Origin of the sequence: Nocardioides sp. Kera G14 (assembly GCF_020715565.1) — a bacterium.
GTDB lineage: Bacteria > Actinomycetota > Actinomycetes > Propionibacteriales > Nocardioidaceae > Nocardioides.
On the sequence record NZ_CP085839.1, the window covers coordinates 454,141 to 477,836 of the forward strand.

The 23,696-nt window shown below is 67.6% G+C and carries 24 protein-coding genes; 13 read left to right on the forward strand and 11 right to left on the reverse strand.

Annotation, left to right across the window (positions count from 1 at the left end):
• Positions 1-38: 38 nt before the first annotated feature.
• Entirely contained in the window at positions 39-752 is a 714-nt protein-coding gene (lexA, locus tag LH076_RS02305) for a transcriptional repressor LexA (RefSeq protein WP_227782391.1), read from the reverse strand.
• Between the two features lie 167 nt (positions 753-919).
• On the opposite strand from lexA, the gene LH076_RS02310 reads away from it, so the two are divergent.
• Complete coding sequence (locus LH076_RS02310) at positions 920-1,276, forward strand: LysM peptidoglycan-binding domain-containing protein (protein ID WP_227782392.1); 357 nt, start codon at positions 920-922, stop codon at positions 1,274-1,276.
• 125 nt (positions 1,277-1,401) lie between these two features.
• Here the strand turns inward: LH076_RS02310 and LH076_RS02315 are convergent, their stop codons facing one another.
• Positions 1,402-1,719 (reverse strand): hypothetical protein, encoded by a 318-nt coding sequence (locus tag LH076_RS02315; protein WP_227782393.1) that lies wholly within the window; start codon positions 1,717-1,719, stop codon positions 1,402-1,404.
• A 233-nt stretch (positions 1,720-1,952) separates the two neighbouring features.
• Between LH076_RS02315 and nrdR the strand changes: the two genes are divergently transcribed.
• From nrdR to LH076_RS02350, 7 genes are all read left to right on the forward strand, one after another.
• Complete coding sequence (gene nrdR, locus LH076_RS02320) at positions 1,953-2,426, forward strand: transcriptional regulator NrdR (RefSeq protein WP_227782394.1); 474 nt, start codon at positions 1,953-1,955, stop codon at positions 2,424-2,426.
• A 105-nt stretch (positions 2,427-2,531) separates the two neighbouring features.
• Entirely contained in the window at positions 2,532-5,459 is a 2,928-nt protein-coding gene (locus LH076_RS02325; RefSeq protein ID WP_227782395.1) for a vitamin B12-dependent ribonucleotide reductase, read from the forward strand.
• 272 nt (positions 5,460-5,731) lie between these two features.
• Positions 5,732-6,337 (forward strand): hypothetical protein, encoded by a 606-nt coding sequence (locus LH076_RS02330; RefSeq protein WP_227782396.1) that lies wholly within the window; start codon positions 5,732-5,734, stop codon positions 6,335-6,337.
• Between the two features lie 26 nt (positions 6,338-6,363).
• On the forward strand, positions 6,364-7,815 hold the full coding sequence (locus LH076_RS02335; protein ID WP_227782397.1) for a signal peptidase I: 1,452 nt from the start codon (positions 6,364-6,366) through the stop codon (positions 7,813-7,815).
• A 19-nt stretch (positions 7,816-7,834) separates the two neighbouring features.
• Positions 7,835-8,200, forward strand: coding sequence for an MmcQ/YjbR family DNA-binding protein (locus tag LH076_RS02340; RefSeq protein WP_227782398.1), 366 nt, complete (start codon positions 7,835-7,837; stop codon positions 8,198-8,200).
• Positions 8,201-8,297: 97 nt separating this feature from the next.
• Entirely contained in the window at positions 8,298-9,350 is a 1,053-nt protein-coding gene (locus tag LH076_RS02345) for a DUF2510 domain-containing protein (RefSeq protein ID WP_227782399.1), read from the forward strand.
• Between the two features lie 244 nt (positions 9,351-9,594).
• Positions 9,595-9,801, forward strand: coding sequence for a hypothetical protein (locus tag LH076_RS02350; protein WP_227782400.1), 207 nt, complete (start codon positions 9,595-9,597; stop codon positions 9,799-9,801).
• Here LH076_RS02350 and LH076_RS02355 read toward each other — a convergent pair.
• Both LH076_RS02355 and LH076_RS02360 read right to left on the reverse strand, forming a co-directional pair.
• Positions 9,798-10,619: a DUF3883 domain-containing protein gene (locus tag LH076_RS02355; protein WP_227782401.1), complete on the reverse strand. Its 822-nt coding sequence runs from the start codon at positions 10,617-10,619 to the stop codon at positions 9,798-9,800. The genes LH076_RS02350 and LH076_RS02355 overlap by 4 nt on opposite strands.
• Before the next feature lie 54 nt (positions 10,620-10,673).
• Positions 10,674-12,707 carry a nuclease-related domain-containing DEAD/DEAH box helicase gene (locus LH076_RS02360; RefSeq protein WP_227782402.1) on the reverse strand — a complete coding sequence of 678 codons (2,034 nt, stop codon included), beginning with the start codon at positions 12,705-12,707 and terminating at the stop codon, positions 10,674-10,676.
• A 224-nt stretch (positions 12,708-12,931) separates the two neighbouring features.
• Between LH076_RS02360 and LH076_RS02365 the strand changes: the two genes are divergently transcribed.
• The 4 genes from LH076_RS02365 to LH076_RS02380 all read left to right on the forward strand — a co-directional run bounded on the left by LH076_RS02365 (position 12,932) and on the right by LH076_RS02380 (position 14,903).
• Positions 12,932-13,585 (forward strand): hypothetical protein, encoded by a 654-nt coding sequence (locus LH076_RS02365; RefSeq protein ID WP_227782403.1) that lies wholly within the window; start codon positions 12,932-12,934, stop codon positions 13,583-13,585.
• A 208-nt stretch (positions 13,586-13,793) separates the two neighbouring features.
• The gene (locus LH076_RS02370; protein WP_227782404.1) at positions 13,794-14,345 is read left to right on the forward strand and encodes an HNH endonuclease family protein; all 552 of its coding nucleotides are present in this window, start codon (positions 13,794-13,796) and stop codon (positions 14,343-14,345) included.
• A gap of 13 nt (positions 14,346-14,358) precedes the next feature.
• The gene (locus LH076_RS02375; protein ID WP_227782405.1) at positions 14,359-14,640 is read left to right on the forward strand and encodes a SemiSWEET family sugar transporter; all 282 of its coding nucleotides are present in this window, start codon (positions 14,359-14,361) and stop codon (positions 14,638-14,640) included.
• Positions 14,637-14,903, forward strand: a complete 267-nt coding sequence (locus tag LH076_RS02380) for a hypothetical protein (protein ID WP_227782406.1) — start codon at positions 14,637-14,639, stop codon at positions 14,901-14,903. Before LH076_RS02375 ends, LH076_RS02380 begins: the two co-directional genes overlap by 4 nt.
• 4 nt (positions 14,904-14,907) lie before the next feature.
• Here the strand turns inward: LH076_RS02380 and LH076_RS02385 are convergent, their stop codons facing one another.
• From LH076_RS02385 to glgA, 3 genes are all read right to left on the reverse strand, one after another.
• On the reverse strand, positions 14,908-15,840 hold the full coding sequence (locus LH076_RS02385; protein ID WP_227782407.1) for a hypothetical protein: 933 nt from the start codon (positions 15,838-15,840) through the stop codon (positions 14,908-14,910).
• A 55-nt stretch (positions 15,841-15,895) separates the two neighbouring features.
• Positions 15,896-17,269, reverse strand: coding sequence for a hypothetical protein (locus LH076_RS02390; protein ID WP_227782408.1), 1,374 nt, complete (start codon positions 17,267-17,269; stop codon positions 15,896-15,898).
• An 80-nt stretch (positions 17,270-17,349) separates the two neighbouring features.
• Complete coding sequence (glgA, locus tag LH076_RS02395) at positions 17,350-18,540, reverse strand: glycogen synthase (protein ID WP_227782409.1); 1,191 nt, start codon at positions 18,538-18,540, stop codon at positions 17,350-17,352.
• A gap of 35 nt (positions 18,541-18,575) precedes the next feature.
• On the opposite strand from glgA, the gene glgC reads away from it, so the two are divergent.
• Positions 18,576-19,802, forward strand: coding sequence for a glucose-1-phosphate adenylyltransferase (gene glgC / locus LH076_RS02400; RefSeq protein WP_227782410.1), 1,227 nt, complete (start codon positions 18,576-18,578; stop codon positions 19,800-19,802).
• Positions 19,803-19,804: 2 nt separating this feature from the next.
• Here the strand turns inward: glgC and LH076_RS02405 are convergent, their stop codons facing one another.
• Genes LH076_RS02405 through typA form a run of 4 tightly spaced genes read right to left on the reverse strand, consistent with a single transcriptional unit; the run spans position 19,805 to position 23,692 of the window.
• A complete protein-coding gene (locus LH076_RS02405; RefSeq protein ID WP_227782411.1) occupies positions 19,805-20,014 on the reverse strand; it encodes a hypothetical protein in 210 nt (69 codons plus the stop codon).
• Between the two features lie 31 nt (positions 20,015-20,045).
• Positions 20,046-21,047, reverse strand: a complete 1,002-nt coding sequence (fgd, locus tag LH076_RS02410) for a glucose-6-phosphate dehydrogenase (coenzyme-F420) (protein WP_227782412.1) — start codon at positions 21,045-21,047, stop codon at positions 20,046-20,048.
• A gap of 39 nt (positions 21,048-21,086) precedes the next feature.
• Entirely contained in the window at positions 21,087-21,755 is a 669-nt protein-coding gene (gene npdG, locus LH076_RS02415) for an NADPH-dependent F420 reductase (RefSeq protein WP_227782413.1), read from the reverse strand.
• Between the two features lie 53 nt (positions 21,756-21,808).
• Positions 21,809-23,692 carry a translational GTPase TypA gene (gene typA / locus LH076_RS02420; RefSeq protein WP_227782414.1) on the reverse strand — a complete coding sequence of 628 codons (1,884 nt, stop codon included), beginning with the start codon at positions 23,690-23,692 and terminating at the stop codon, positions 21,809-21,811.
• Positions 23,693-23,696 lie beyond the last annotated feature (4 nt).

Sequence of the window (23,696 nt, forward strand, 5' to 3'; positions counted from 1 at the left end):
GTCGAGGTGACGGGGCCGGAAGGTGAACAGTCGGTGGTCTAGAGGGACCGCAGGACCGCGGTGACCTTGCCGAGGATCGTGGCGTGGGTGCCGTCGATGGGGTCGTACGCCGCGTTGTGCGGCAGCAGCCAGACCTTGCCGTCCTTGCGCTGGAAGGTCTTGACGGTCGCCTCACCGTCGATCATCGCAGCGACGATCTCCCCGTTGTTGGCGGTCTGCTGCGCCTTCACGACGACATAGTCGCCGTTGCAGATGGCGGCGTCGATCATCGAGTCACCACTGACCTCGAGCATGTAAAGCTCGCCATCGCCGACCAGCTCCTTGGGCAGCGGCATGACGGACTCGGTGTGCTGCTCGGCGAGGATCGGGCTACCGGCCGCGATCCGACCGACCAGGGGCACGTACTGCGCCGGGGGAGCGGCGTCACCCAGCCCGGTCGCGTCGATCTGGTCATCGGGGTCAGCGGTGCCCATCGACTTGCGGGCCGCCATCACCTCAGGCAGGAAGACCTCGAGCGCGCGCGGCCGGTGCGGGTCACGGCGCAGGAAGCCCTTGTCCTCCAGGGTGCGCAGCTGATGGGCGACGGAACTGGTCGAGGTCAGCCCCACCGCCGCGCCGATCTCGCGCATGCTCGGCGGGTAACCCCGCTGCTCGATGGAGTCCCTGAGGGTGGCGAGGATCCGCTGCTGGCGCGGGGTGAGCCCGGTGGCGTCGGCCGGCCCGTCGGGCAGCTCGGAGATCTTCTTGCTCATGGCCACGACTCTAGCGCTCAGGTTCGAAAAAATGTTCGAGACACGCCTTGAATTCGTTCGAACACCTGATCTAACCTCGTACATGTGTTCGAACGACAGGTTCTGTCGGTGGGCACGTCTAGAACTTCAGTCAGACAGCAAAAATCCTACTTCCCCAGGAGCACGCCATGACGACCATGACCCTCGACGCCCGAGTCCTTCCGGCCGCCCGCCCCGTGCGTACGGCGACGCCCGCCCGCACCTCGACCGTGCGACTGACGCGTCGTGGCCGTCTGGTCGTCTTCGGTGCCGGTCTGATGACGGCGCTCGCCCTGGGTCTCGGTCTCGCGGCGAACTCCACCGCGACGGAGCGTCCCGAGGACCTCGCGACCATCACGGTCGGTTCGGGCGAGACGCTGTGGAGCATCGCCTCCTCGGTCGCCGTCGACGGCCACACCGGCGACATGGTCGAGCAGATCAAGCAGCTCAACCACCTCTCCGGCGGCGCGCTGGAGGCCGGTCAGACGCTCCGCGTCCCGCGCTGACCCCACGGTTCCACAACTGAATACAGACCTCTCGCCGCGTGCCTCGACCCCACTCGGCGGGATCAACGGGGAAACACCGAGGGGCGTGGCGCGGAAGGGAAGACCGCTGCCGCGCCCCTCGTCCTTCACCGTGCGGCGCGCTTGCCGCCGTGGGTGCGAGGAGCCTTCGGCGGCGGCGTCGCGGCGACGCCAGCCACCCGCCCCGCCTGGACGAGCAGCATCATGCAGACGAAGAGAGCTGCGATCGCGCCGACCGTCATCGCCCCGGCCAGCCACCAGTCACTGTCGTCCCCTCCGCGGGCCGACGAACCGAAGTGGATGGCCGACCAGACCAGGTAGATCCAGAGGGCCAGGGCGACCACTCCGCCGGCCAGGAGGGCGAGCGCTCGACGCGGGATCCGGGCCTTCGTGCGGGCTCCGGCCCGCTTCCCTCTCGCTCCCACGCGGGACATTCTGCCCAATTCCGATCTTTCCCACGCGACACGCGAAAAACAGCGTCTCCGTCGCTTGACTCTTCTCGGGCGGACGGGGTTAGGGTTACCACTACATCTAGTAGTTACACGGATGTAGTTCTCCACATCTAGTCCACAGAGGATCGGTGGTTATGCACCGGTCTCTCCACAGCGGGACGCCACAGCCTCACCGACGCCCACCCCGAGAGGAGGCGAGATCAGCGATGCACTGCCCCTACTGCCGGCACACCGACACCAAGGTCCTCGACTCCCGGGTGGCCGACGACGGCGGGTCCATTCGGCGTCGTCGTACGTGTGTGAACTGTGAGAAGCGGTTCACCACCGTCGAGCTCATGCAGCTCACGGTGCTCAAGCGCAGCGGAGCCACCGAGCCGTTCACCCGTGACAAGGCGATCGCCGGCGTCCGGAAGGCCTGCAAGGGCCGCCCGGTCACCGAGGACGCGCTCGCCTGCCTCGGGCAGGAGGTCGAGGACGCCCTGCGCACCAGCGGGTATGCCGAAGTCCCCGCCCATGAGGTCGGGATGGCCATCCTCGGCCCGCTGCGCCGCCTCGACGAGGTGGCCTACCTCCGATTCGCCAGCGTCTACCGCCAGTTTGAGTCAGCCGACGATTTCGAGTCCGAGATCTCGATGCTGCGCACCGAGCGGGCCCTGCTCAGTCCGACGACGTCGGGCTGAGCCCCCAGACGGGGCCGGGCAGGTTGTGGGGAAGCGACCTGCCCGGCCCTGACCGACCACAGCACCACCCACCACCACACACAGCACGCAGAGACGGGACGAGCAATGACCGAGGGATCGATCGACACGGCGTCAGGCGCAGCCAGCGCAGCCGGGGCGGGCCTGACCATCGAGCGGGTCTTCAGCACCGAGGGTGTCCACCCCTACGACGAGATCACCTGGGAGCGACGCGACGTCGTCCAGAAGAACTGGAAGACCGGCGACACGGTGTTCGAGCAGCTCGGGGTCGAGTTCCCCGACTTCTGGTCGATCAACGCCTCCACCATCGTCACGACCAAGTACTTCCGCGGCGCGGTCGGCAGCGACAGCCGCGAGTGGAGCCTGAAGCAGCTCGTCGACCGGGTCGTCGACACCTACACGGCCGCGGGCAAGCAGTACGGCTACTTCGCCTCCGACGCGGACGCCGAGCTCTTCTCACACGAGCTCAAGTGGCTGCTCGTCCACCAGTACTTCTCGTTCAACAGCCCCGTGTGGTTCAACGTCGGCACCGACGCCCCGCAGCAGGTCTCGGCCTGCTTCATCCTCTCGGTCGACGACTCGATGGACTCGATCCTCAACTGGTACAAGGAGGAGGGCTTCATCTTCAAGGGCGGCTCCGGCGCCGGCCTCAACCTCTCGCGTATCCGCTCCTCCAAGGAGCTGCTGTCCAGTGGTGGTACGGCGTCCGGCCCGGTCTCCTTCATGCGTGGTGCTGACGCGTCGGCCGGCACGATCAAGTCCGGTGGCGCCACCCGTCGTGCCGCGAAGATGGTCGTCCTCGACGTGGACCACCCCGACATCGAGGAGTTCGTCGAGACCAAGGCGCGCGAGGAGGACAAGATCCGCGCGCTGCGTGACGCCGGCTTCGACATGGACCTCGGCGGCCGCGACATCACCTCGGTCCAGTACCAGAACGCCAACAACTCCGTCCGCGTGACCGACGAGTTCATGCGCGCCGTCGAGAAGGGCGACAAGTTCGCCCTTCGTGGCCGCAAGCACGGCGAGGTCATCGAGGAGGTCGACGCCCGCGAGCTGTTCCACAAGATCGCCGTCGCCGCCTGGGAGTGCGCGGACCCGGGTCTGCAGTACGACGACACCATCAACGACTGGCACACCAACCCCGAGACCGGCCGGATCACCGCGTCCAACCCGTGCTCGGAGTACATGTCGCTCGACAACTCGTCCTGCAACCTGGCCTCGCTCAACCTGCTGAAGTTCCTCACGGACGACGACACGTTCGACGTCGTCAAGTTCCAGAAGGCCTCCGAGCTGATCTTCACCGCCATGGACATCTCGATCTCGTTCGCGGACTTCCCGACCGAGGCGATCGGCCAGACCACGCGTGACTACCGTCAGCTCGGCATCGGCTACGCCAACCTCGGCGCGCTGCTCATGGCCCTCGGCCTGGGCTACGACACCGATGGTGGCCGTACCCTCGCCGCCGCGATCACGTCGCTCATGACGGGCGCGGGTTACAAGCGCTCCGCCGAGCTCGCCGCCGTCGTCGGCCCGTACGCCGGCTACGCCCGCAACGCCGAGGCGCACCAGCGCGTCATGCGCAAGCACCAGGCCGCCAACGACCAGATCCGCTCGATCAACTCGGTCGACGCCCCGGTCATCAAGGCCGCCGAGCGTGCGTGGAACGACGTCGTCACCCTCGGTGCGAAGAACGGCTTCCGCAACGCCCAGGCGTCGCTGCTCGCCCCGACCGGCACCATCGGCTTCATGATGGACTGCGACACCACCGGCATCGAGCCCGACTTCTCGCTCGTGAAGTTCAAGAAGCTCGTCGGCGGCGGCTCGCTGCAGATCGTCAACCTCACCATCCCGCGTGCCCTGCGCAAGCTCGGCTACTCCGACGAGCTGGTCGAGGCGATCGTTGCCTACATCGCCGAGCACGGCCACGTGGTCGGAGCCCCCGGGCTCAAGGAAGAGCACTACGAGGTCTTCGACACCGCCATGGGCAAGCGCGCGCTCGCCCCGATGGGCCACGTCCGCATGATGGCCGCCACCCAGCCGTTCCTGTCAGGCGCCATCTCCAAGACCGTCAACCTCCCCGAGAGCGCGACCGTCGAGGAGATCGAGCAGGTCTACATGGACTCCTGGAAGCTCGGCCTCAAGGCGACCGCCGTCTACCGCGACAACTGCAAGGTCGGCCAGCCGCTCTCCGACGGCAAGGGCGACAACACGGGCAAGGACTCCAACGTCAAGGCTGAGGCTCCGGCCGCCGTCGAGACGAAGGTCGTCGAGAAGGTCGTCTACGCCCCGACCCGCAAGAAGATGCCGAAGTCGCGCGTCTCCCGCACCACCTCCTTCACGGTCGGTGGCGCCGAGGGTTACATGACCTCCGGTGCGCACGAGGACGGCACGCTCGGCGAGGTCTTCCTCAAGCTGGGCAAGCAGGGCTCGACCCTGGCCGGTGTCATGGACGCCTTCTCGATCGCGGTGTCGATCGGCCTGCAGTACGGCGTCCCGCTGGAGACCTACGTCTCGAAGTTCACCAACCTGCGCTTCGAGCCGGCCGGCCTCACCGACGACCCCGACGTGCGGATGTCGCAGTCCCTCATGGACTACGTCTTCCGTCGCCTGGCGCTCGACTACCTGCCGTTCGAGCAGCGTGCCGCCCTCGGCATCTACACCGCCGACGAGCGTCAGCGCTACCTCGAGACGGGCTCCTACGAGCCCGTCGAGGAGACCGGCAACGCCGCCGAGCTGATGGCTGCGCCGGCCGCCCCGGTCGAGACGCACGACAGCGCCGAGAGCCACGTCCTCAGCGACGCCGAGCTCGACGCGGTCGAGACCCCCGCGGAGGAGGCTGTCACGGCCGCCGCCGTCGAGGCCCCGAAGACGGCACACACGACCGCCGAGCTCCTCGAGCTCATCAGCGGTTCTGCCATCGACAGCCCGCTCTGCTTCACCTGCGGCACCAAGATGCGCCCCGCCGGCTCGTGCTACGTCTGCGAAGGCTGCGGCAGCACCTCCGGCTGCAGCTGATCAGCTGACCGCTTGAACAGTGCGGTGGATCGGAATCGCCTGGTGGCTCCGATCCACCGCACTGCTGTTCCCTGAGGTGACTACGGGATAGTCCGTTGGGACTATGGTCCCGGGTGCGACCGGCTGAACTTGGGCGCTTCGGCCCAAAATCGCGGTCTTGGATTCCGTGGGCGAACCCTGCCGGTGTGAGCATCGTCTCACCGCGATCGACATGCCCGTCGCGCGGCTATCGCCCTCATGCCGACACGGCAGACACCTCGGGAGAACCACTGATGCACGTCCTTTCCACGCGCGCCGCCAAGATCACTGCCGCCTGCGCCACCCCGCTCGCCGTCGTCGCTGCGGGCGCCCTCGTCTGGCAGGGCTCGTACGCCGCCTTCACCGGCCAGACCCGCAACTCGGGCAACGACTGGTCCACCGGTTCGGTCGCGCTGACCGACGACGACAGGGGCGGGGCCATGTTCCAGGTCTCGAACATCACGCCCGGCGACACAGACTCCAAGTGCATCACCGTGACGGCGAACGCCTCGGTGCCGGGCACGGTCAAGGGCTACGCCGTCAACCCCACGTTCTCCTCCTCGACCCTCGCCCAGCACATCCTGGTGACCATCCAGGAAGGGAACGGCGGCTCGTTCCAGGACTGCACCGGCTTCCAGGCGGTCGGCGATGTGGCCCAGGACGTCTCCCTCGCCACGTTCGCCCAGGCCAGCAACTACTCCAACGCCGTCGGAGGGTGGGACGTCGCCGCTGGAACCCAGTCCCGGACCTACAAGATGACCTGGCGCTTCGACACGACCGGCATGACCCAGACTGAGATCGACTCGTTGCAGGGCGCTCACGCGGGCCTCGACATGCAGTGGGAACTCCAGTCCAACTGACCGACGACGGACCACACCCCCGCCCCGTGTTCTCGGCTCATCTCGCACCCATCGCCGTCGCCGACCTCCGGCGATGGGTGCGACTGATCCTGCTCATCGCAGCCCGGGTCTACAGGGGGCTCCTGCTCACCTTCATCGTTGTCGCGCTGGCGCCCCTGGCCTTCGGTTGGGGGTCCTACGTCGTTCGCTCGGGGTCCATGGAGCCCGCCATCAACGTCGGCGACATCGTCATCGCCCAGCCCATCCCTGCGAACGAAGACCCACGCCTGGGCCGCGTCATGGTGTTCACCAACCCGGCTCGAACTGATGGGGAGCTCCTCGTCCACCGGGTCGTGGAACGCCGTGACGACGGCACCTACACGACGGCAGGGGACAACAACGTGTTCCCCGACTCCACCCCGGCGCCACGAACCGCCTTCAAGGCCAGGGCGGTCCTCCTCGCGCCCTACGTCGGGCTCCCCGTCGTCTGGCTCAACCAGCACAACTTCCTCGCACTGGCCCTCTGGTTCTGGGCCACCATCGCAGCTTTCATCCTGGCGGGGGACCCCGACCGCAGGCGCCGGCGCAGGGGAAAGGATCAGGACAAGGGCACACGTGACGGCGACTCCCGCGGGACCGATACCTCCGCAGCGAGAACGCCGCGACGCGGGCATGCCGTTGCTCGCCAGGTCCTCACCGCGACTCTTGCCGGAGGGCTGGTCCTCGGAGCAGGCGGCGTCGCCACCGCCACCTTCACCGACAGCACCACGAACTCCGGCAACATCTGGACAGTGGGCCGAACCGTCCAGCCGTACGTCGCCGCGGTCATGGCCGACAAGCCCTATCTGTTCTATCTCCTGGACGAGCCGAGCGGTCAATGGGCCTCGGACTACAGCGGCAACCAGAACACCGGCCGCTACACCAGCATCGCGGGCTATCAGACGGCCGGCGCACTGCCCAACAACACCGGTTACGGGGTGACCCTGGGCTCCGGCAGCCGGATCATCCCCGACGGGAACGCCATCTCGTCGCCCGCGTCATTCACCCTCGAAGCCTGGTTCAAGACCACGGCCAAGAGCGTCGCACCGTTGATCGGGTTCGAGGCGACCAAGGACGCCACCTCCTTCCCCGCTGACCGTCAGGTGCGCCTGGAGGCGACCGGCCAGATCTCCTACGGTGCCTGGGCTTCTGTCAGTCAGCATCCGCTGACCAGCGCGGCGAAGTACAACGACGGCACGTGGCACCACCTCGCCGTCGCGGTCACCGGAAGTGGCCTGACCGAGAGTGCCGTCCTCTACGTCGACGGCAAGCAGGTCGCTTCCGGCACCACCTCATGGGTCAGCTCCTTCACGGGGTGGTGGCGCATCGGCGCCGGTACCGTTCCGGGCATCCTGAGCCTGCCCACCGCCGCCAGTTTCAACGGCAGCCTCGACAATGTGGCGATCTACCACTCCGCCCTGTCCGCAGCCCGCATCGCTGCCCACTACAACGCCCGCTGACGTCTGCCACGATGGCCGCATGGATGCAGCGACCATGCGCGATTTCTGCCTTGGCCTGCCGGGCGCCTGGCCCGACAGCCCGTGGGGTGAGGACCACGACGTCGCCAAGGTCGGCCCGGGGGAGCGCGGCAAGATCTTCGCCTTCTTCCGCGCCGACGCCGTCGGCGTGAAGTGCGGCTCCCGCGAGGTGGCCGACGAGTGGCTCGCTCGCTATCCGGAGGGCGCCACCGTCATGGCCTACATCGGCCGCAACGGCTGGAACAACCTGTCGTATGACGCCATCCCCGACGACGAGCTCCTCGACGCGGTTCAGACCTCTTACTCCTTGGTGGTCGAGGGCCTCCCCAAGAAGCTCCGCCCCGAGGGCTGGGACGCGCTCGACTGATCCATTCGGGTAGGAAGGACGACCCGAACGGGCGTGCTGCCACGCGCGCGGACTCCTTTACATTCGGCCACGTCTCGAGTCTCAGGGGAGCCATGACATGACGGTCGAAGACGACGGACTGATTGCCGGGTGGTACGCCACCCCTGACGGGCTGTCAGAGCGCTGGCACGATGGACGTCGCTGGACCGGCGTCACGCGTCCGGCGGGTCCGCGTCGGCGTCCAGTCCGTGGGCCGATGCCGCCGGGATGGTACGAGACTGGGGACACCCGCGGGCTGCGGTACTACGACGGCCGGCAATGGACTCGCCTCACCAAGGACTGGCAGGGCCGCCCGGCGGCGATGGACAGTCCGCACGCGTATCACCGAGCGCATCAGGTGTCCCGTGGCCGGTCTCGCGCGAAGTCCAGATCGTCCTTCTACACCTGGCTGGTGCTCGGGGTCGTTGGCGTCCTGATCGTCTCTTGCGCGCTCGCTCTGACCCCGGGTGGAGCCGGCGACGCGGTGCGTCGCGCGATCGGAATCAAGGGACCGCAGCGCATCCTCCCTGCGGTCGTGCCGTCAGAAGCCTCGACCAGCTACGCCTTCATGACCACCGACTCGTCCGGCGATCCCGTCAGATACGACCCCTGCCGCCCGATCCACTACGCCATCAACCCCGACGGCGCGCCTTCGGACTACGCCTCCTTCATCCAGTCGGCGGTCGCGGCTGCCCAGACGGCGTCCGGTCTTGAGTTCGTGTACGACGGCGTCTCGAGCGACCTCTGGGCCAGCCGGCAAAACGGCACGGACGAGCGCCCCGTGCTCATCGGGTTCTCCGATGCGAAGGACGTCCCCGCCCTTGCCGAGGAGGAGTTCGGCAAGCACGTCGCTGGCGTGGGTGGCAGCCTCTCGGTCAGTGTTGAGGGTCGGCTCGCCCACTACGTCACCGGAGCGGTCGCGCTCGACCGCTCGTCCTTCGCGCGTCTCAGTTCGCGCGGAATGGTCGATGAGGAGCGCGCCATCGTCATGCACGAGCTCGGCCACGTCCTCGGCCTCGCCCACGTCGCTGACCCGAACCAGTTGATGTTCGCCGACAACGTCGGGAAGACGACGTACGGCGACGGTGATCTTGCGGGTCTGGCCATTGCCGGCGACGGGTCCTGCCGCTAGGCGGCTGACCCTGGAACGGTCCAGGCGCCAGGGCTCGACAATGTGCGGTCTGCGGCACCAGGTTCGCCTGCATGGAGCCGAATCCACTCGCCAGGTCCATCGATGGCCTACGCCGACGCCACTGCGCGAAGGACGTCTTCTGCGCGGACGCCGATGGGAACCTCGATGTCGAGGAGTTCGCCGAGCAGCTGACCGCGACTACTCCCGTGTCGGCGTCGTCCATCAGACGGAATCAGGCATCAAGGTGACACAACTCGACGACCTGCTCCAGACGCACCTTGTCGATGACAAGGACATCCGGTGGGACATGGACGAGGTCGACGGCGAACTGCTGGGGGTTGTCGTGATCGCTCACTACGGTCTGCCCGGCAGGTCGAAGCCGTGGTCGCCGTACGGCTTGCGTGCCTACGACTGGTGCGAGGTCGAGCGGGTGATCTCGATGGAGCGTTAAGCCGGACCCGCGAGGAAGCTTTGCGGCTCGAGCCAGACGTTCTCGCTTAGAGGACCGGCGAGCCGGTACTGCCGCGTGCGAGCGCCGAAGTCGAAGAGGCGGCGAAGCTCGAAGGCCACTCCCGCCTCTTCGGAGAAGTCGATCTCGTTCTTCGTCAGGTAGAAGGGCACCTCGCCCGCGCCGCGCGTGGTCTTGACCTCGATGAAGCGCTCGGTCTCAGTGCCCGGATCGAACGACCTCACGTCGTAACCGAGGCCGTCGCCCACCTCCACTGAGGTGTGAACCACCTCGGCCGCAAGATCAGAGCGCCCCGCGCGCTCGAGCACGGCCCGTTCGAAGTCGACGACCGCACGTTCCCCTGCGAGGCCAAGAGAGCGATTGCCTGCTTCAACGGCCGCGTAGTCCACCCGACGAGGCGAGCGCGGACGGCGGGAGGTTGGCCGATCTATGCGGGGCGGCGCCTCGATCGGGCCAAGCGTTGGATCGACATCCACGGCGGGTGCCTCCACCGCTCGCATCATGTCGTGGCGAAGATCGGCGGATTGCTCGAAGCGGTTGGTGACACGCATGCGGAGCGAGTTCTGAACGTTCCGGCGGGGCTTGTAGCCGTTGATCCAGCGAGCACCAAGCTCGTCAAGGACCGCGGAGATATTCTGGAACTTGAACTCTAGCGAGCCGTCAGAGCGGGCAACGCGCGACGCAAGCTCCCTCCTGTGTTCGGTCTTGGAGTACCTCTCGCCGGACAGTTCCAGGGTGAGCATGCGGAAGTAGTAATCGACCACGAGGTCGACTTCGCGATCCGACCAGCTCTCAGCCACCCGTGTGTTCTATCAGCAGACGGGTGGCCGGGCGGAACGTTTGACGGAGGTCGATCAAAACCGGGACGGCGAAGTGTTTGTTGGCCGGTCGAGGTAACCAAGCCAGAGTCCATCCCGGGCACGCGTCATTCCGACGAAGAGTTCACGCCGCAGGCGTTCGCAGCGCTCCTGATAGGCGGCCGCCGTCTCGCCTGACCAGATATCCGGAAGGCCCGGCTCGAGTTCCGGCATCAGCACGTACTTGAACTCAAGTCCCTTCGCCCGTTTGATTGTCCCGACTTTGAGCTGATCGGTCGTCGTGCCGTCGTACTTCTCCAAGTCCACGACTGGAACGCCCTTGCGGGCGAGGTCCTTGGCCCAGTCGTCCGCATCCTTCGAACGGAGGAAGAGGACGGCCATGTCGCCCCACGCGACGTCGAGCCGCTCGTGAGTAGCGCGAATCTGCGTGAGAACCTTCGCCTCGAGAGCTGTCCGTGATCGCTCCGTCACGATGAGCGGCGGGTAACCATGTCTGACGACCTCCGGTGCCCGGTCACCCGAGATGGGGTTGTCCTCGAGGTCATCGAACATGTCTCCGGCGACGGCGCTCGCCGCGGTGTCCAGAATCTCTTTGGTGTTTCTGTAGTTGACCCGAAGGACACTGGCCCGACCCTTGACGCTGATGCCAGCCTCAGTGAGTCGGAATCCGCCTGGGTAGACGGCCTGCTGACCGTCGCCGATGAGGAGAAGTCCGTTGGGTCGATCGGGCGCCAGCGCCGTCAACAGGTGGAGCCCAACGAGGTTGAGGTCTTGTACCTCGTCGATAACGACGCCTCCGAACGTGAAGAGGTCGGGCGCATCTTGAACTGCCTCGTGGGCGAGGATCAGTAAGTCGTTGAAGTCGTGAACGTTCGCGGCGTCGAGGTTCGCCTGATAGGCGATGTAGAGGTCCCACGCATGTCCGCGCTGTTCAGTGGTGAGCCGGGTCTTCCGGCCGATCCGATCGAGTTCCTTGTATGCGGAGAAGTCGATCAGCCCACGTCCCTTGATGACGTAGTCGACTTCTTCGGCCCAATACTGCTTGCGCTCATCAATTGAGCGAAGGGCCGCGACCGAGGGTGTTTCGCGCCATGCCTTATCGAACGCCCGGCGGGCTCTGTATGGGTCGAGCCTGATCTCGTCGGATCGGCCGGCTTCCCGCAGGATGGTGTGCGCGAGTCGGTGGATCCCAGTGAATTCAATGTTGTCAGCCGCGGTGGGGGAGAGCCGGCGCGCGAGTGAACCGAGCACCACGGGAAGAGTTCTCACGAAGCTGACAAACAGAATCGGGTCCTTAGACCGCTCGGCCAGGTAGACGGCTCGATGAAGGCCGACGGAAGTCTTGCCTGTACCTGCAGGCCCGCCAATGCGGGCCGGCCCCGTCCAATGCGCCCGAACGACCTTGTTCTGATCGGGGTGGAGAAATGTCATCCAGTCTTCGATCGGTCCTGCCAGTTCGCGTTCGAGCAATGCCGCGGTGAGCGCCTCCACGTCGATCAGAGCCTCGGGCTCTGACCCGCGAAGCCGTGGATGAGGGCGCCGCCTCCGGTTCTCTTCCGTCGGCTCGAACTCCGGACAGGCTTCTTCGACAAGCTTGCCAATCTCTCGAATCTTGTCGGCGGTAAGTCTTCTCCGCTGCTGCTGAAGCCAAGTAATCAGCCCGGCGTCGCCGATTGCAGTGGCGTGGCCGACTGGGAACGGACCGAAGCGACGATTATCGAAGGCGAGCACGACCGAGATTGATGCGCGGGTCAAGCCACAGGGCCCAACGCTTTCGACTATCTGTCCTGCGAGAGTGTCCAGTGATTCGATCGTGTCGGTTTCGTCTTCCTCCCCGCGGAATAGGACTCCCCGCTCGACGTAGACCTCTTCCCAAGACTTGGCGTCGATGACCACCACGCCGGGTGGTCCGATGAGGATGAAGTCCACGTTCGCGCGCTTCGATCCGGGCCAGCGTCGGTCCTCCAAGACCATCCAGCCGTCGACTTCAAGTGTTCGCAAGACCACGGCAAGCCGCTGTTCGTAGTCGGCTCCTTTTTCGAAGTGAAGCGCTCGTTCTCTCTCACGCATCGCTCGTGCCCGCGACTGGGCAGCACTGCGCCGTGCCGAGTCTCCTGCTGCCACGGTTCCCTCCCTTGGGGTGGCAAGAAGTAGGCGATCTAAAGGCGAATTCGGTGTTGACGATATGTCTGAAGGTGCGACCGCGTGACGGAATTGCCAATACCCGCGAGGGCTAACTGCTCCCTGACGCTGCTGGCCGGGTGACGGCCGCCGCGATGCGTCGTTGACCGGACATGGATGTCACGACGCCGCTCTTCTCGGTACGACCGGACCCGGCGACGTACAAGGCGGCGACCTGGCAGCGAGCTCGCGCCGGCATGATCGCGTTCCTCGTGGTCGTGGCGGTGATGTGGTTCAGCTGGCACGACGAGCTCGGCACCTGGGTGACGGCCGGGATCGTGATCGGCTACATCGCCCTCATTCCGATTCTGCTGCTGATCAGGGACTGGCGGTTCTCCCGGATTGAGTACGTCGCCGCCCCGGACCGCCTGGAGGTCCACGTGGGCCGACGTACGACGGTCTTCGAGTCGGGCAGCGACAAGGCACCGCTGCTCGGTGCAGGGAGCATCGTGGTGGACGGCCAAAATCCGGTCCCGGAAGGGCTGCTCCACCTCGGGCAGGGGAGCCGCCGAGCGACGCTCCGCGCAGGCATTGTGAGTGACGCGGACTGGGACCGCCTCACTCAGCACCTGGTGTCGATGGGGTTGCGGATGGAGACGGCGGTCGGATCACCGGCGTACGGCATGGTCAAGCAGGTGTCGCCGGAGTTCCGCCGGCTGTTCCCTTGGTACGTCCGGCACACGTGGGGCCTCGGGATCGGCATCGCTGTCGGGCTGGTGGTCGCGGTCTTCGCCGTCGGCTACATCGCGGTCGCGCTGGGGGCCTGAGCTGCTCCTGTCGGTGACGTCGCGTACGGTCTCGGCCGTGCGGGGAACGAAGCGGCTGGGGGCGATCGCGGTGCTCGTCCTCGCTGCCGTCGGCTACTGCTCCCAAGCGGAAAATTCGCACACGTCTGTGCCAGATCGAGGAGGAGCATCCTCCGGTACGTCGACACCCTCCTCTGGAGATGCACAGACTTTTGCGCCGGCGACCCAGGTGAGCCTCGACGGGCTGGTGGTCGAGCCGCGGCACAACCCGGTCGACTACGAACGTGCTGCCTTCGGAACGAGCTGGAGTGACACCGACGGCAACGGGTGCAACCAGCGTGACGACGTACTCCTGCGCGATGCCGTGCCCGGGAGCACCAAGGTCGGCCAGCAGGGCGGATGCGCCCACGACGTCCTGGCCGGTACGTGGCACGACCCCTACACGGGAGCCACCCTCACCTTCGACGACCTGAAGGACCTCCACCAGGCCCAGGGCGTGCAGATCGACCACGTCGTCCCGCTGGCCGAGGCGTGGGCGAGCGGTGCCGACCAGTGGACACCGGAGCGGCGAAGACAGTTCGCCAACGACCTCGATGAGCTCCTCGCCGTCGACGGCCACGCCAACATGAGCAAGGGTGACGGCGATTCGGCGGCTTGGCGGCCGCGCAAGGACTATCAGTGCCTCTACGCCACGCGCTGGATCGCCGTGAAGACCACGTGGAAGCTCGCCATCGACCTGAGCGAGAAGGAGGCGCTCGCCCAGATGCTCACCTACTGCTGACTACCCTCGACCCATGCTCGAAGCGGTCGGATACGTCGGCAGTGCCGGCGCCGCGACGATGTGGCTGCCGCAGGTGGTCCGGACCTGGCGCCATCGCCACGACCCCCACACCCTCGGTGGCATCAGCTTCAGTGCGTACGCCGTCGCCGTCCTCTTCAACGCCTTGCTGCTGACCTACGGCCTCACCACGGATGCGCCGCCGGTCGTGATCGCTGCGGTGGTCAATCTCCTGTCGGCGCTGGCGATCGTGGCGATCGGTCGTGCCAACCAGCGGTCGGCAGCGGAGCACGCATGAGCGCGATCCTCGGCTGGCTGGTGGCGATCATCGACATCGGCCAGTTCATCCCCCAGGCCCGGCACACGCTCGAGCACCGTGACAACCCGCGGGCGATGCGCGGCGTCAGCGTGTGGACGTGGACGATCGCGACCATCCAGGGTGCTGCGTGGGTCATCTACGGACTGGGCACCCACCACCTCGCGGTGGGGGTGCCCAATCTTGTGATCACACCGATCTGCGCCCTGATCCTGGCGCTGCGGCTCCGCGCTCTGCGCGCCTGAGGAACTACTCGGCAGGCGGGGCCGGCGGAGCCGTCGGAGCAGCCGGAGCGACGGCCGGGTCGATGGAGGCGGCCGACTGGCCGGTGAGCGTCGCAAGCATCTGACGCACGTTGGCGAGCTGGGCGTTGATCGAGTCCCTGCGCTGGGTCGCGGCGGCGACCTCGCGGTCGGAGTCGGACTTCACACGGGCAGCGAGCGCCTTCGCCTCGGAGACGATCGAGCTGGCCTCCAGCTCGGCGTTGTCGACGAGGCGACGCGACTCCTGCTGCGCCTCCTTGCGGAGCTGCTCGGCCTCGGCGCGCGCGTCGTCGACGAGCTTGTTGGCGTGGTCGAGACGAGCGTTGGACTCGGCCACCGAGGCGGCGAAGTCGGACTCGTGCTGACGGCGACGCTCGTTGAGGGTGTTCTCGAAGTCGGCGGCGGCCTTGGCCGCGGTCGCCTTCTGCTCCTCGTAGACGGCCTGCGCCTCGTTCATCCGGGCGTCGGCGTCGCGGCGGGCGGCGTCGAGGATCTCATCGGCCTGACGACGGGCGTCGGCGACCAGCCGCTTGGCCTCCGTCTCCGCGTCCTGCTTCAGGCCGGCGGCGTACGCCTCGGCCTCGGCCTTCGTCGAGGCGACGTGGGTGTCGTGCTCGGCACGGGCGGAGGAGATCTCGCTGTGCGCCTTGGCCTTGATGTCCTCGGCCTCGTCGCGGGCCAGGCCGAGGATCTGCCCGACGCGCTCACCGAGGTGCTCGAAGGAGGCGGGCTCGTTGCTCACAGGGGCAGGAGCGGGGGCCGCAGCGGCCTTGGACGCGTTGCTCAGCTGGACGGCCAGCTGGTCACGCTGGGCGGCGAGCTCTTTGATCGCGCGGGCGAACTCGGCGAAGCGCCCATCCACCTCATCGGGGTCATAGCCACGACGGACGAAGGTGAACTGTGACGGCTGTTCGGTCATCGCCGGTTTCCTCTCATTGGGTGCGGGGACAGTGTAGGGGTCGGGAGACGGTCGTCTAGGACGGTTCTGAGGAGGTCGGGACGGCCAGCGCGGAGATGACTCCGGAGAGCTGTCCGAGCTCCTTCGTGATGGCGTCGCGGCGCAGTCGGAGGGCCTCGAGCTCGGCCTTCGTCTCGGTCACGGAGCCGTGTGCATGAGCGATGATCCGGTCTGCCTCCGCGCGGGCCTTGGTCAGGTAGTCCATGGCCTCGGCACGCGTACGTCGAGCCTCCTCCTGGGCCTCACGCTGACGTCGGGCCGACTCCTCGACGGCGCTCTGGCGCAGCAGCTTCGCGCTCGTCTCGGCCTCCTCGACGCGTCGCTGGGCGCGGGCCTCGATCGCCGACGCGGACTGCTCGGCCTCCTCGACGACCCGCTTCGCCTGGTTGGTGGCCGCCTCGAGGAGGCGCTGCGCCTCCTCGCCGGCCACCCGCAGCGTCTCGGTCGCCTCGTGTGCGAGCGCCTGTGCGTCGGCCTCGTAGCGGGTCCGCTCCTCCTCGAGGGCCGCGCGGGTCTCCTCGGCGTGGCTGTCGGCGAACGCCTTGGCGCGGTTGATGTGCGCCTCGGCAGCGGCCTCGCCGTCACGCGTGAGACGCGCCCGTTCGAGCTCGGCGGTCTCCATGAGCTTCGCGACGGCCTGGCGGGTCCACTCCATCTGCTCCCCGGCGTCATCGAGGTGCTTCTGGGCCTCGGCGTGGGCGGCCTCGACGATCCGGCCGGCCTGCACGCGGGCCTCGGCGATGACGGAGGCGGCCTCCTCCTTCGCCTTGTCGTGGACGGCGTCGGCGCGGGCGAGGACATCGTCCGCCTCCCGCTCGGCCTCCACCTTGAGCGTGGCGGAGTGCCGCTGCGCCTGCTGCATGAGCTCCTGGACGTGGCTCGCGGCCTGGGCCGCGGTCGCCTTGGTCTGTTCGCGGGTGGCGATCTCGTCGAGCTCGGCGCGCTGACGCGACTCGAGGATCAGCTTGTCGGCCGCTGCCTGCGCGGCCTCGAGGATCGAACGTGCCTGACCCTCCGCCGCCGCGACGATCGTCTCGGACTCCGCCGCACGGGCCTCCGCCTTGGCCTCACCCTCGGCGATGATGGCGGCCGCCCGCTCCTCGGCGGCAACGACCAGCTGCTGCGACTGCTCGACCGCGTCGGCCACGACCTGACGCGCGTCGTCCGCCGACTGGGAGTACTGCTCCTCCGCCCGCGCGAGCATCCGCTGCGCGCTCTCGCGGTCCTGCTCGGCCAGCAGGCGGGTCTGCTCGAGTTCGGCCTGCTGCTCCTTGAGCCCGCGGGTCAGCTCCTCAGCCTCGGCCTGGGCCGCCCGCTGGAGCTCCTCGGCGACGCGCTGGGCGCGCTGGAGCAGCGTCGCAGCCGATTCCGGCTCGCGGGACTCCACCACTGCACCTGCCTTCTGACTCCCCAGACGTCCGGATTCTAGGGGCAACTCGCGAGCTGCGGGTCACAACGAGATTTCTGCTTCTAGCGACGCTCCAGCGTGGCGTAGAGCGCTCGGGTCTGCTCCGCGATCGCGGTCCAGCTGAAGTCCTCGACGACCCGTGTGCGCCCGGCCTCGCCCATCGCACTGGCAGCGGCTCGGTCGGCGAGGGTCGCGTTGAGCGCCTCGGCGAAGTCGGCGACGTAGCGCTCGGGATCGAGCGGGGTCCCGGTGCCGTCGGTGGCCTGCTCGATCGGCACCAACCTGCCGGTCGTCCCGTCGACGACGACCTCGGGGATGCCGCCCGTGGCCGTCGCGACGACGGCGGTGCCACAGGCCATCGCCTCGAGATTGACGATGCCGAGCGGCTCGTAGATCGAGGGGCAGGCGAAGACGGTGGCCTGGGTCAGCAGTGCGACCACGTCGTCACGCGGCAGCATCTGGTCGATCCAGACGACACCCTCCCGCTCGCGCTTCAGGTCGTCGACCAGTCCGGTCACCTCGGCCATGATCTCGGGGGTGTCCGGGGCGCCGGCGCAGAGCACGAGCTGGACCTCCGGGGGCAGTTGCGCGGCGGCGCGGAGGAAGAGCGGAAGGCCCTTCTGCCGGGTGATCCGGCCGACGAAGATGACGCTCGGCCGGTCAGGGTCGACGCCGAGCTCCCGGACGCGATCGTTGTCGATCCGCGGAGACCACAGCGTCGAGTCGATGCCGTTGAGGATCGTGTGGACCTTGGCCGGGTCGACGGCCGGATAGGCGCGGAGTACGTCGTCGCGCATCGCGTTGCTCACCGCGATGATGGCGCTCGCGCCCTCGTACGCCGTCCTCTCCGCCCAGCTCGACAGCGCGTAGCCGCCGCCGAGCTGTTCGGCCTTCCACGGCCGCAGTGGCTCGAGGCTGTGCGCGGTCAGGACGTGGGGGATGCCGTGCAGCAGGCCGCCGAGGTGACCGGCCATGTTGGCGTACCAGGTGTGCGAGTGCACGACGTCCGCCCCCGCCACGTCGTTGGCGATCGCGAGGTCGACGCCCAGGGTCCGGAGCGCGGGATTGGCCTGGATGAGGGAGTCGAGGTCGGCGTACGACGTCGTGTGCTGCTCGTCCCGCGGCGCTCCGAACGCGCGGACTTCGATGGTGTCCTCGCCCGCACGGAGGGCGCGGACGAGCTCGGCCACATGGACGCCCGCGCCGCCGTAGATCTCCGGCGGGTACTCACGGGTCAGGATGTCGACGCGCACGTCTCAGACAGTAGCCCGTGGGTAATGTGACAGACATGGTCGTGCCTCTGCGCAAGAAGGTCCTCGCCATCGTCCTCGCCGGGGGCGAGGGCAAACGCCTGATGCCGCTCACGGCGGACCGCGCGAAGCCCGCCGTGCCGTACGCCGGCATCTACCGCCTCATCGACTTCGCGCTCTCCAACGTGGTCAACAGCGGCTGTCTGCAGGTCGTCGTGCTGACCCAGTACAAGTCGCACTCGCTCGACCGCCACGTCACGCAGACATGGCGTCTCTCGACCATGCTCGGCCAGTACGTCGCCTCCGTCCCGGCCCAGCAGCGTGTCGGCAAGAACTGGTACCTCGGCTCGGCCGACGCGATCTACCAGTCGCTCAACCTCGTCGGTGACGAGCGGCCCGACCTCGTGATCGTCGTCGGCGCCGACCACGTCTACCGGATGGACTTCGCGCAGATGGTCGAGCAGCACATCGAGCTCGGCGCTCCCTGCTCGGTCGCCGCGATCCGCCAGCCGATCTCCCTGGCCAACCAGTTCGGCGTGATCGACGTGCAGAAGGAGGACCCGCGCTGCATCCGCGAGTTCCTCGAGAAGCCGGCCGATCCGGTCGGCCTGCCGGACGCGCCGGACGAGGTGCTGGCGTCGATGGGCAACTACATCTTCGACACCGACGCGCTCGTGGAGGCGGTGACACGCGATGCCGCCGACCCCTCGTCGAAGCACGACATGGGCGGGGACATCGTCCCCGGTTTCGTCGATCGGGGCGAGGCGGCGGTCTACGACTACAAGGACAACGTCGTCCCCGGCGCCACCGAGCGCGATCGTGGCTACTGGCGCGACGTGGGGACGATGCGGTCCTATTACGACGCGCACATGGACGTCGTCTCGCCGCTGCCGGTCTTCAACCTCTACAACTACGACTGGCCGATCTACACGTCGCACGGGCCGTTCCCACCGGCGAAGGTGGTGCACTCCCGCGTCGACGAGGTGCTCCTCTCGCCCGGCGTGGTCGTCACAGGCGGCTCGGTCGAGCGCTCGGTGCTGTCACCCGGCGTCTTCGTGTCCGAGGGCGCCTCGGTGACCGGCTCGGTGCTGCTCAACGACGTGAAGATCGGTGACGGCGCCGTCGTACAGAACGCGATCCTCGACAAGAACGTCGTCATCCCGCCCGGCGGCCGGGTCGGCTTCGACCCGGAGGAGGACGAGAAGCACGGCTTCGTCGTGATCGATGGTTTGACGGTGGCGGGCAAGGACCAGCCGTACGACTAGCCTCAGGCCGCGTCGCCATGGTCGCTTCCATCGGTGGTGCGGCTCACGACGTCGGACTCGGGATGTGAGTCGAGGACCAGACGGGTCCAGAGTCGATTGAAGGCGATCTTCGCCCGCGCTGGGTCGACGTCGACACCAGGATCGGCGACGGCATCGCGGAGCCCGCGCCAGGTCGCCACGACGATGTCGACAATCCCCTCGTCCGGAGGCACGTCCGCGCCGGTGCTTTGCGAGCCCCGCCTGTCAGAGCTCGCGGAGCGCCGGGAGGACCTCAGCGCCGAACTCGCGGAGGAACTCCGCCTGATCCATGCCCGGGGCGTGGAAGACCAGGTGGTTGAGACCGGCGTCGACGTACGGCTTCACCTCGGCGAGCACCTCGTCGACGTTCGTGGCGACGATCCAGCGCTTGGCGACCTGCTCGATCGGGAGCGCGTCGGCGGCCTCGGCCATGGCCGAGGGGTCCTGGAGCGAGTGCTTCTGCTCGGCGGTGAGGGAGAGCGGAGCCCAGAAGCGGCAGTTCTCCAGTGCCTCCTCGCGGGTATGGGCGTACGAGAGCTTGATCTCGATCATCCGGTCGGCGTCGCCGGTGCGTCCCGACAGCTCCCGGCCCTCGGCGAGGGCGGGGAGGAGCTTCTCGGTGTAGAGCTCCATGCCCTTGCCCGACGTGCAGATGAAGCCGTCGCCCGCACGGCCGGCGTACTTGGCGACCTGCGGGCCGCCGGCGGCGATGTAGATCGGGATCGGCTGGTCGGGCCGGTCGTAGACGGTGGCGTCGACGGTCTTGTAGTACTCACCGTCGAAGTTGACCCGCTCCTCGGCCCAGAGCTGCTTGATCAGGCGGACGGCCTCGCGCAGGCGCGCGTAACGCTCCTTGAACTCGGGCCACTCGAACTCGCCGAGCACCGCGACCTCGTTGAGCGCCTCGCCGGAGCCGACGCCGAGGGCGATCCGGCCCGGCGCCAGCTGCGCGAGCGTGGCGAAGGCCTGGGCGACCATCGCCGGGTTGTGGCGGAAGGTCGGGGTAAGCACCGAGGTCCCCAGGAGGACACGCGAGGTGCGTTCGGCGAGGGCACCGAGCCATGGCAGCGCGGCGGGCGCATGGCCGCCGATGTGGCGCCACGGCTGGAAGTGGTCACTGACCCAGACGGAGTCGAGGCCCACCTCCTCCGCGAGGACGCCGAAGTCGAGGAGGTCACGGGGACCGAACTGCTCTGCGGAGGCCTTGTAGCCGATCTTGAGGGTCACATCGCCAACCTACCGACCACGCCAGAAATAGAACAGGTTCTAGTTCTCGGGGAGGCCGGTCAGCCGGAGACCGGCATGGATGCCGTGAGCACGGTTGACCGCGATGATGTTCGCGACCAGCGCCTCCACTGCCTGGCTGTTGCGCAGTTGTCCCGCCGGCACACCACGTACGCCGTCCACCAGTTCAGCGAGCGCGCAGACCGTGGCGACGGCGGATTCGTCATCACCCATCACGAGCACGTCCGAGTCGAGTGGGCCGTCCTGGGCGAGGAGGTCGGCGGCGACGGTGTGGAAGGCGCTCGTGACGGTCGACTCCGACAACAGGGCGGCTGCCTGCTGCGCCGCGCTGCCCTCCCAGCCGTGCAGCGGGTAGGCGCCGCGATGGTCGAAGCCGATCGGGTTGACCGCGTCGACGACGAGCTTGCCGCGCAGGGCGTCGTGCAGCGGCTTGAGGACTTCAGCGTGCGCGCTCCAGGGCACGGCGATGACCGTGATGTCCGCCGCTGCGGCGGCCTCGGCGTTGAGCATGCCGGTGACTCGACCACCACTCTTCGCGTTGACTGCGTCGGCCGCCGCGTCAGCTCGCTCCTGCGAGCGACTTCCGAGGATGACAGGAACGCCGGCCTTCGCGAAGCGCCAGCCCAACGACGTACCGAAGGCACCCGTGCCGCCGAGGAAGGCCACCGTCCCGAGCTCAGAAACACGCATGGCCCCACCCTAGGGGCGGGGCCATGCGTGACGGCAGCTTCTGACTGCAGGGACTACTTGTTCGCCTTGCGCAACCGCGAGGCCGTCTTGGCGCGCTCGTTGGCGTCGAGGACGACCTTGCGGATCCGGACCATGTCGGGCGTGACCTCGACACACTCGTCGTCGCGACAGAACTCGAGGCACTGCTCGAGGGAGAGCTCCTTCGGCGGGGTGAGCTTCTCGAAGTTGTCCGACGTGGCGGAGCGGATGTTGGTCTGCTGCTTCTCACGCGTGATGTTGACGTCCATGTCGTCGGAGCGGGAGTTCTCGCCGACGATCATGCCCTCGTAGACCTCCGTGCCCGGCTTCACGAAGATCGTGCCGCGCTCCTGCAGCGAGGTCATGGCGTGCGCGGTGGCCGCACCGGCGCGGTCGGCCACGAGCGAGCCGTTGTTGCGGGCGCGGATCTCGCCGGCCCACGGGATGAAACCCTCGGAGATCGAGGACGACATGCCGGTGCCGCGGGTCTCGGTGAGGAAGTCGGTACGGAAGCCGATCAGGCCACGGGCCGGGACGACGAACTCCATCCGGACCCAGCCGGTGCCGTGGTTGGTCATGCCCTCCATGCGGCCCTTGCGGGTGGCGAGGAGCTCGGTGATCGCGCCGAGGTACTCCTCGGGGGCGTCGACCGTGAGGCGCTCGACCGGCTCGTGCACCTTGCCGTCGACCTCCTTGGTGACGACCTGGGGCTTGCCGACGGTGAGCTCGAAGCCCTCGCGACGCATCTGCTCGACGAGGATCGCGAGAGCCAGCTCCCCACGACCCTGGACCTCCCAGGCGTCGGGACGCTCGGTCGGGAGGACGCGCAGCGACACGTTGCCGATGAGCTCCTGGTCGAGGCGGTCCTTGACCATGCGGGCCGTGACCTTCGAGCCCTTGACCTTGCCGACGAGCGGCGAGGTGTTGGTACCGATGGTCATGGAGATCGCGGGCTCGTCGACGTGGATGAGCGGCAGCGCGATGGGGTTCTCCGGGTCCGCGAGCGTCTCGCCGATCATGATCTCCGCGATGCCGGCGACGGCGACGATGTCACCGGGGCCTGCGATCTCGCCGGGCTCGCGCTCGAGGCCCTTGGTGATGAGCAGCTCGGTGATCTTGACGTTCTTGACGTCACCGCCGCGGGTCATCCACGCGACCTGCTGGCCCTTCTTCAGGTAGCCCTGGTGGATGCGGACCAGCGCGAGCCGACCGAGGAACGGGGAGGCGTCGAGGTTGGTGACGTGGGCCTGGAGCGGCGCGCCCTCGTCGTACTCCGGAGCCGGGATGGTGTCGAGGATCGTCTTGAAGAGCGGCTCGAGGTTGTCGCCCTCGGGGAGGGTGCCGTTCGCGGGCTTCACCGTCGAGGCGATGCCATTCTTGCCCGAGGCGTAGATGATCGGGAAGTCGATCGCGTTCTCGGAGTGCGAGTCGTCGAGCAGGTCCATGAAGAGCTCGTAGACCTCGTCGATGACCTCGTCGATGCGGGCGTCAGGCCGGTCGACCTTGTTGATGACCAGGGCGACGGGCATGTCGGCGTTGAGCGCCTTGCGCAGCACGAAGCGGGTCTGGGGGAGCGGGCCCTCGGAGGCGTCGACGAGGAGGACGATGCCGTCGACCATCGACAGGCCGCGCTCGACCTCGCCGCCGAAGTCGGCGTGGCCGGGGGTGTCGATGATGTTGATCGTCATGCCGCCCTCGGGGGCGTGCTCGCCGTTGTAGAAGATGGCGGTGTTCTTCGCGAGGATCGTGATGCCCTTCTCGCGCTCGAGGTCACCGGAGTCCATGACGCGGTCGTCGACGCCCGACTCCATCGCGTGGGCGCTGAACGCACCGCCCTGCTTGAGCATCGCGTCGACCAGCGTGGTCTTGCCGTGGTCGACGTGGGCAACGATGGCGACGTTGCGGAGGTTGGCCTTCATGACT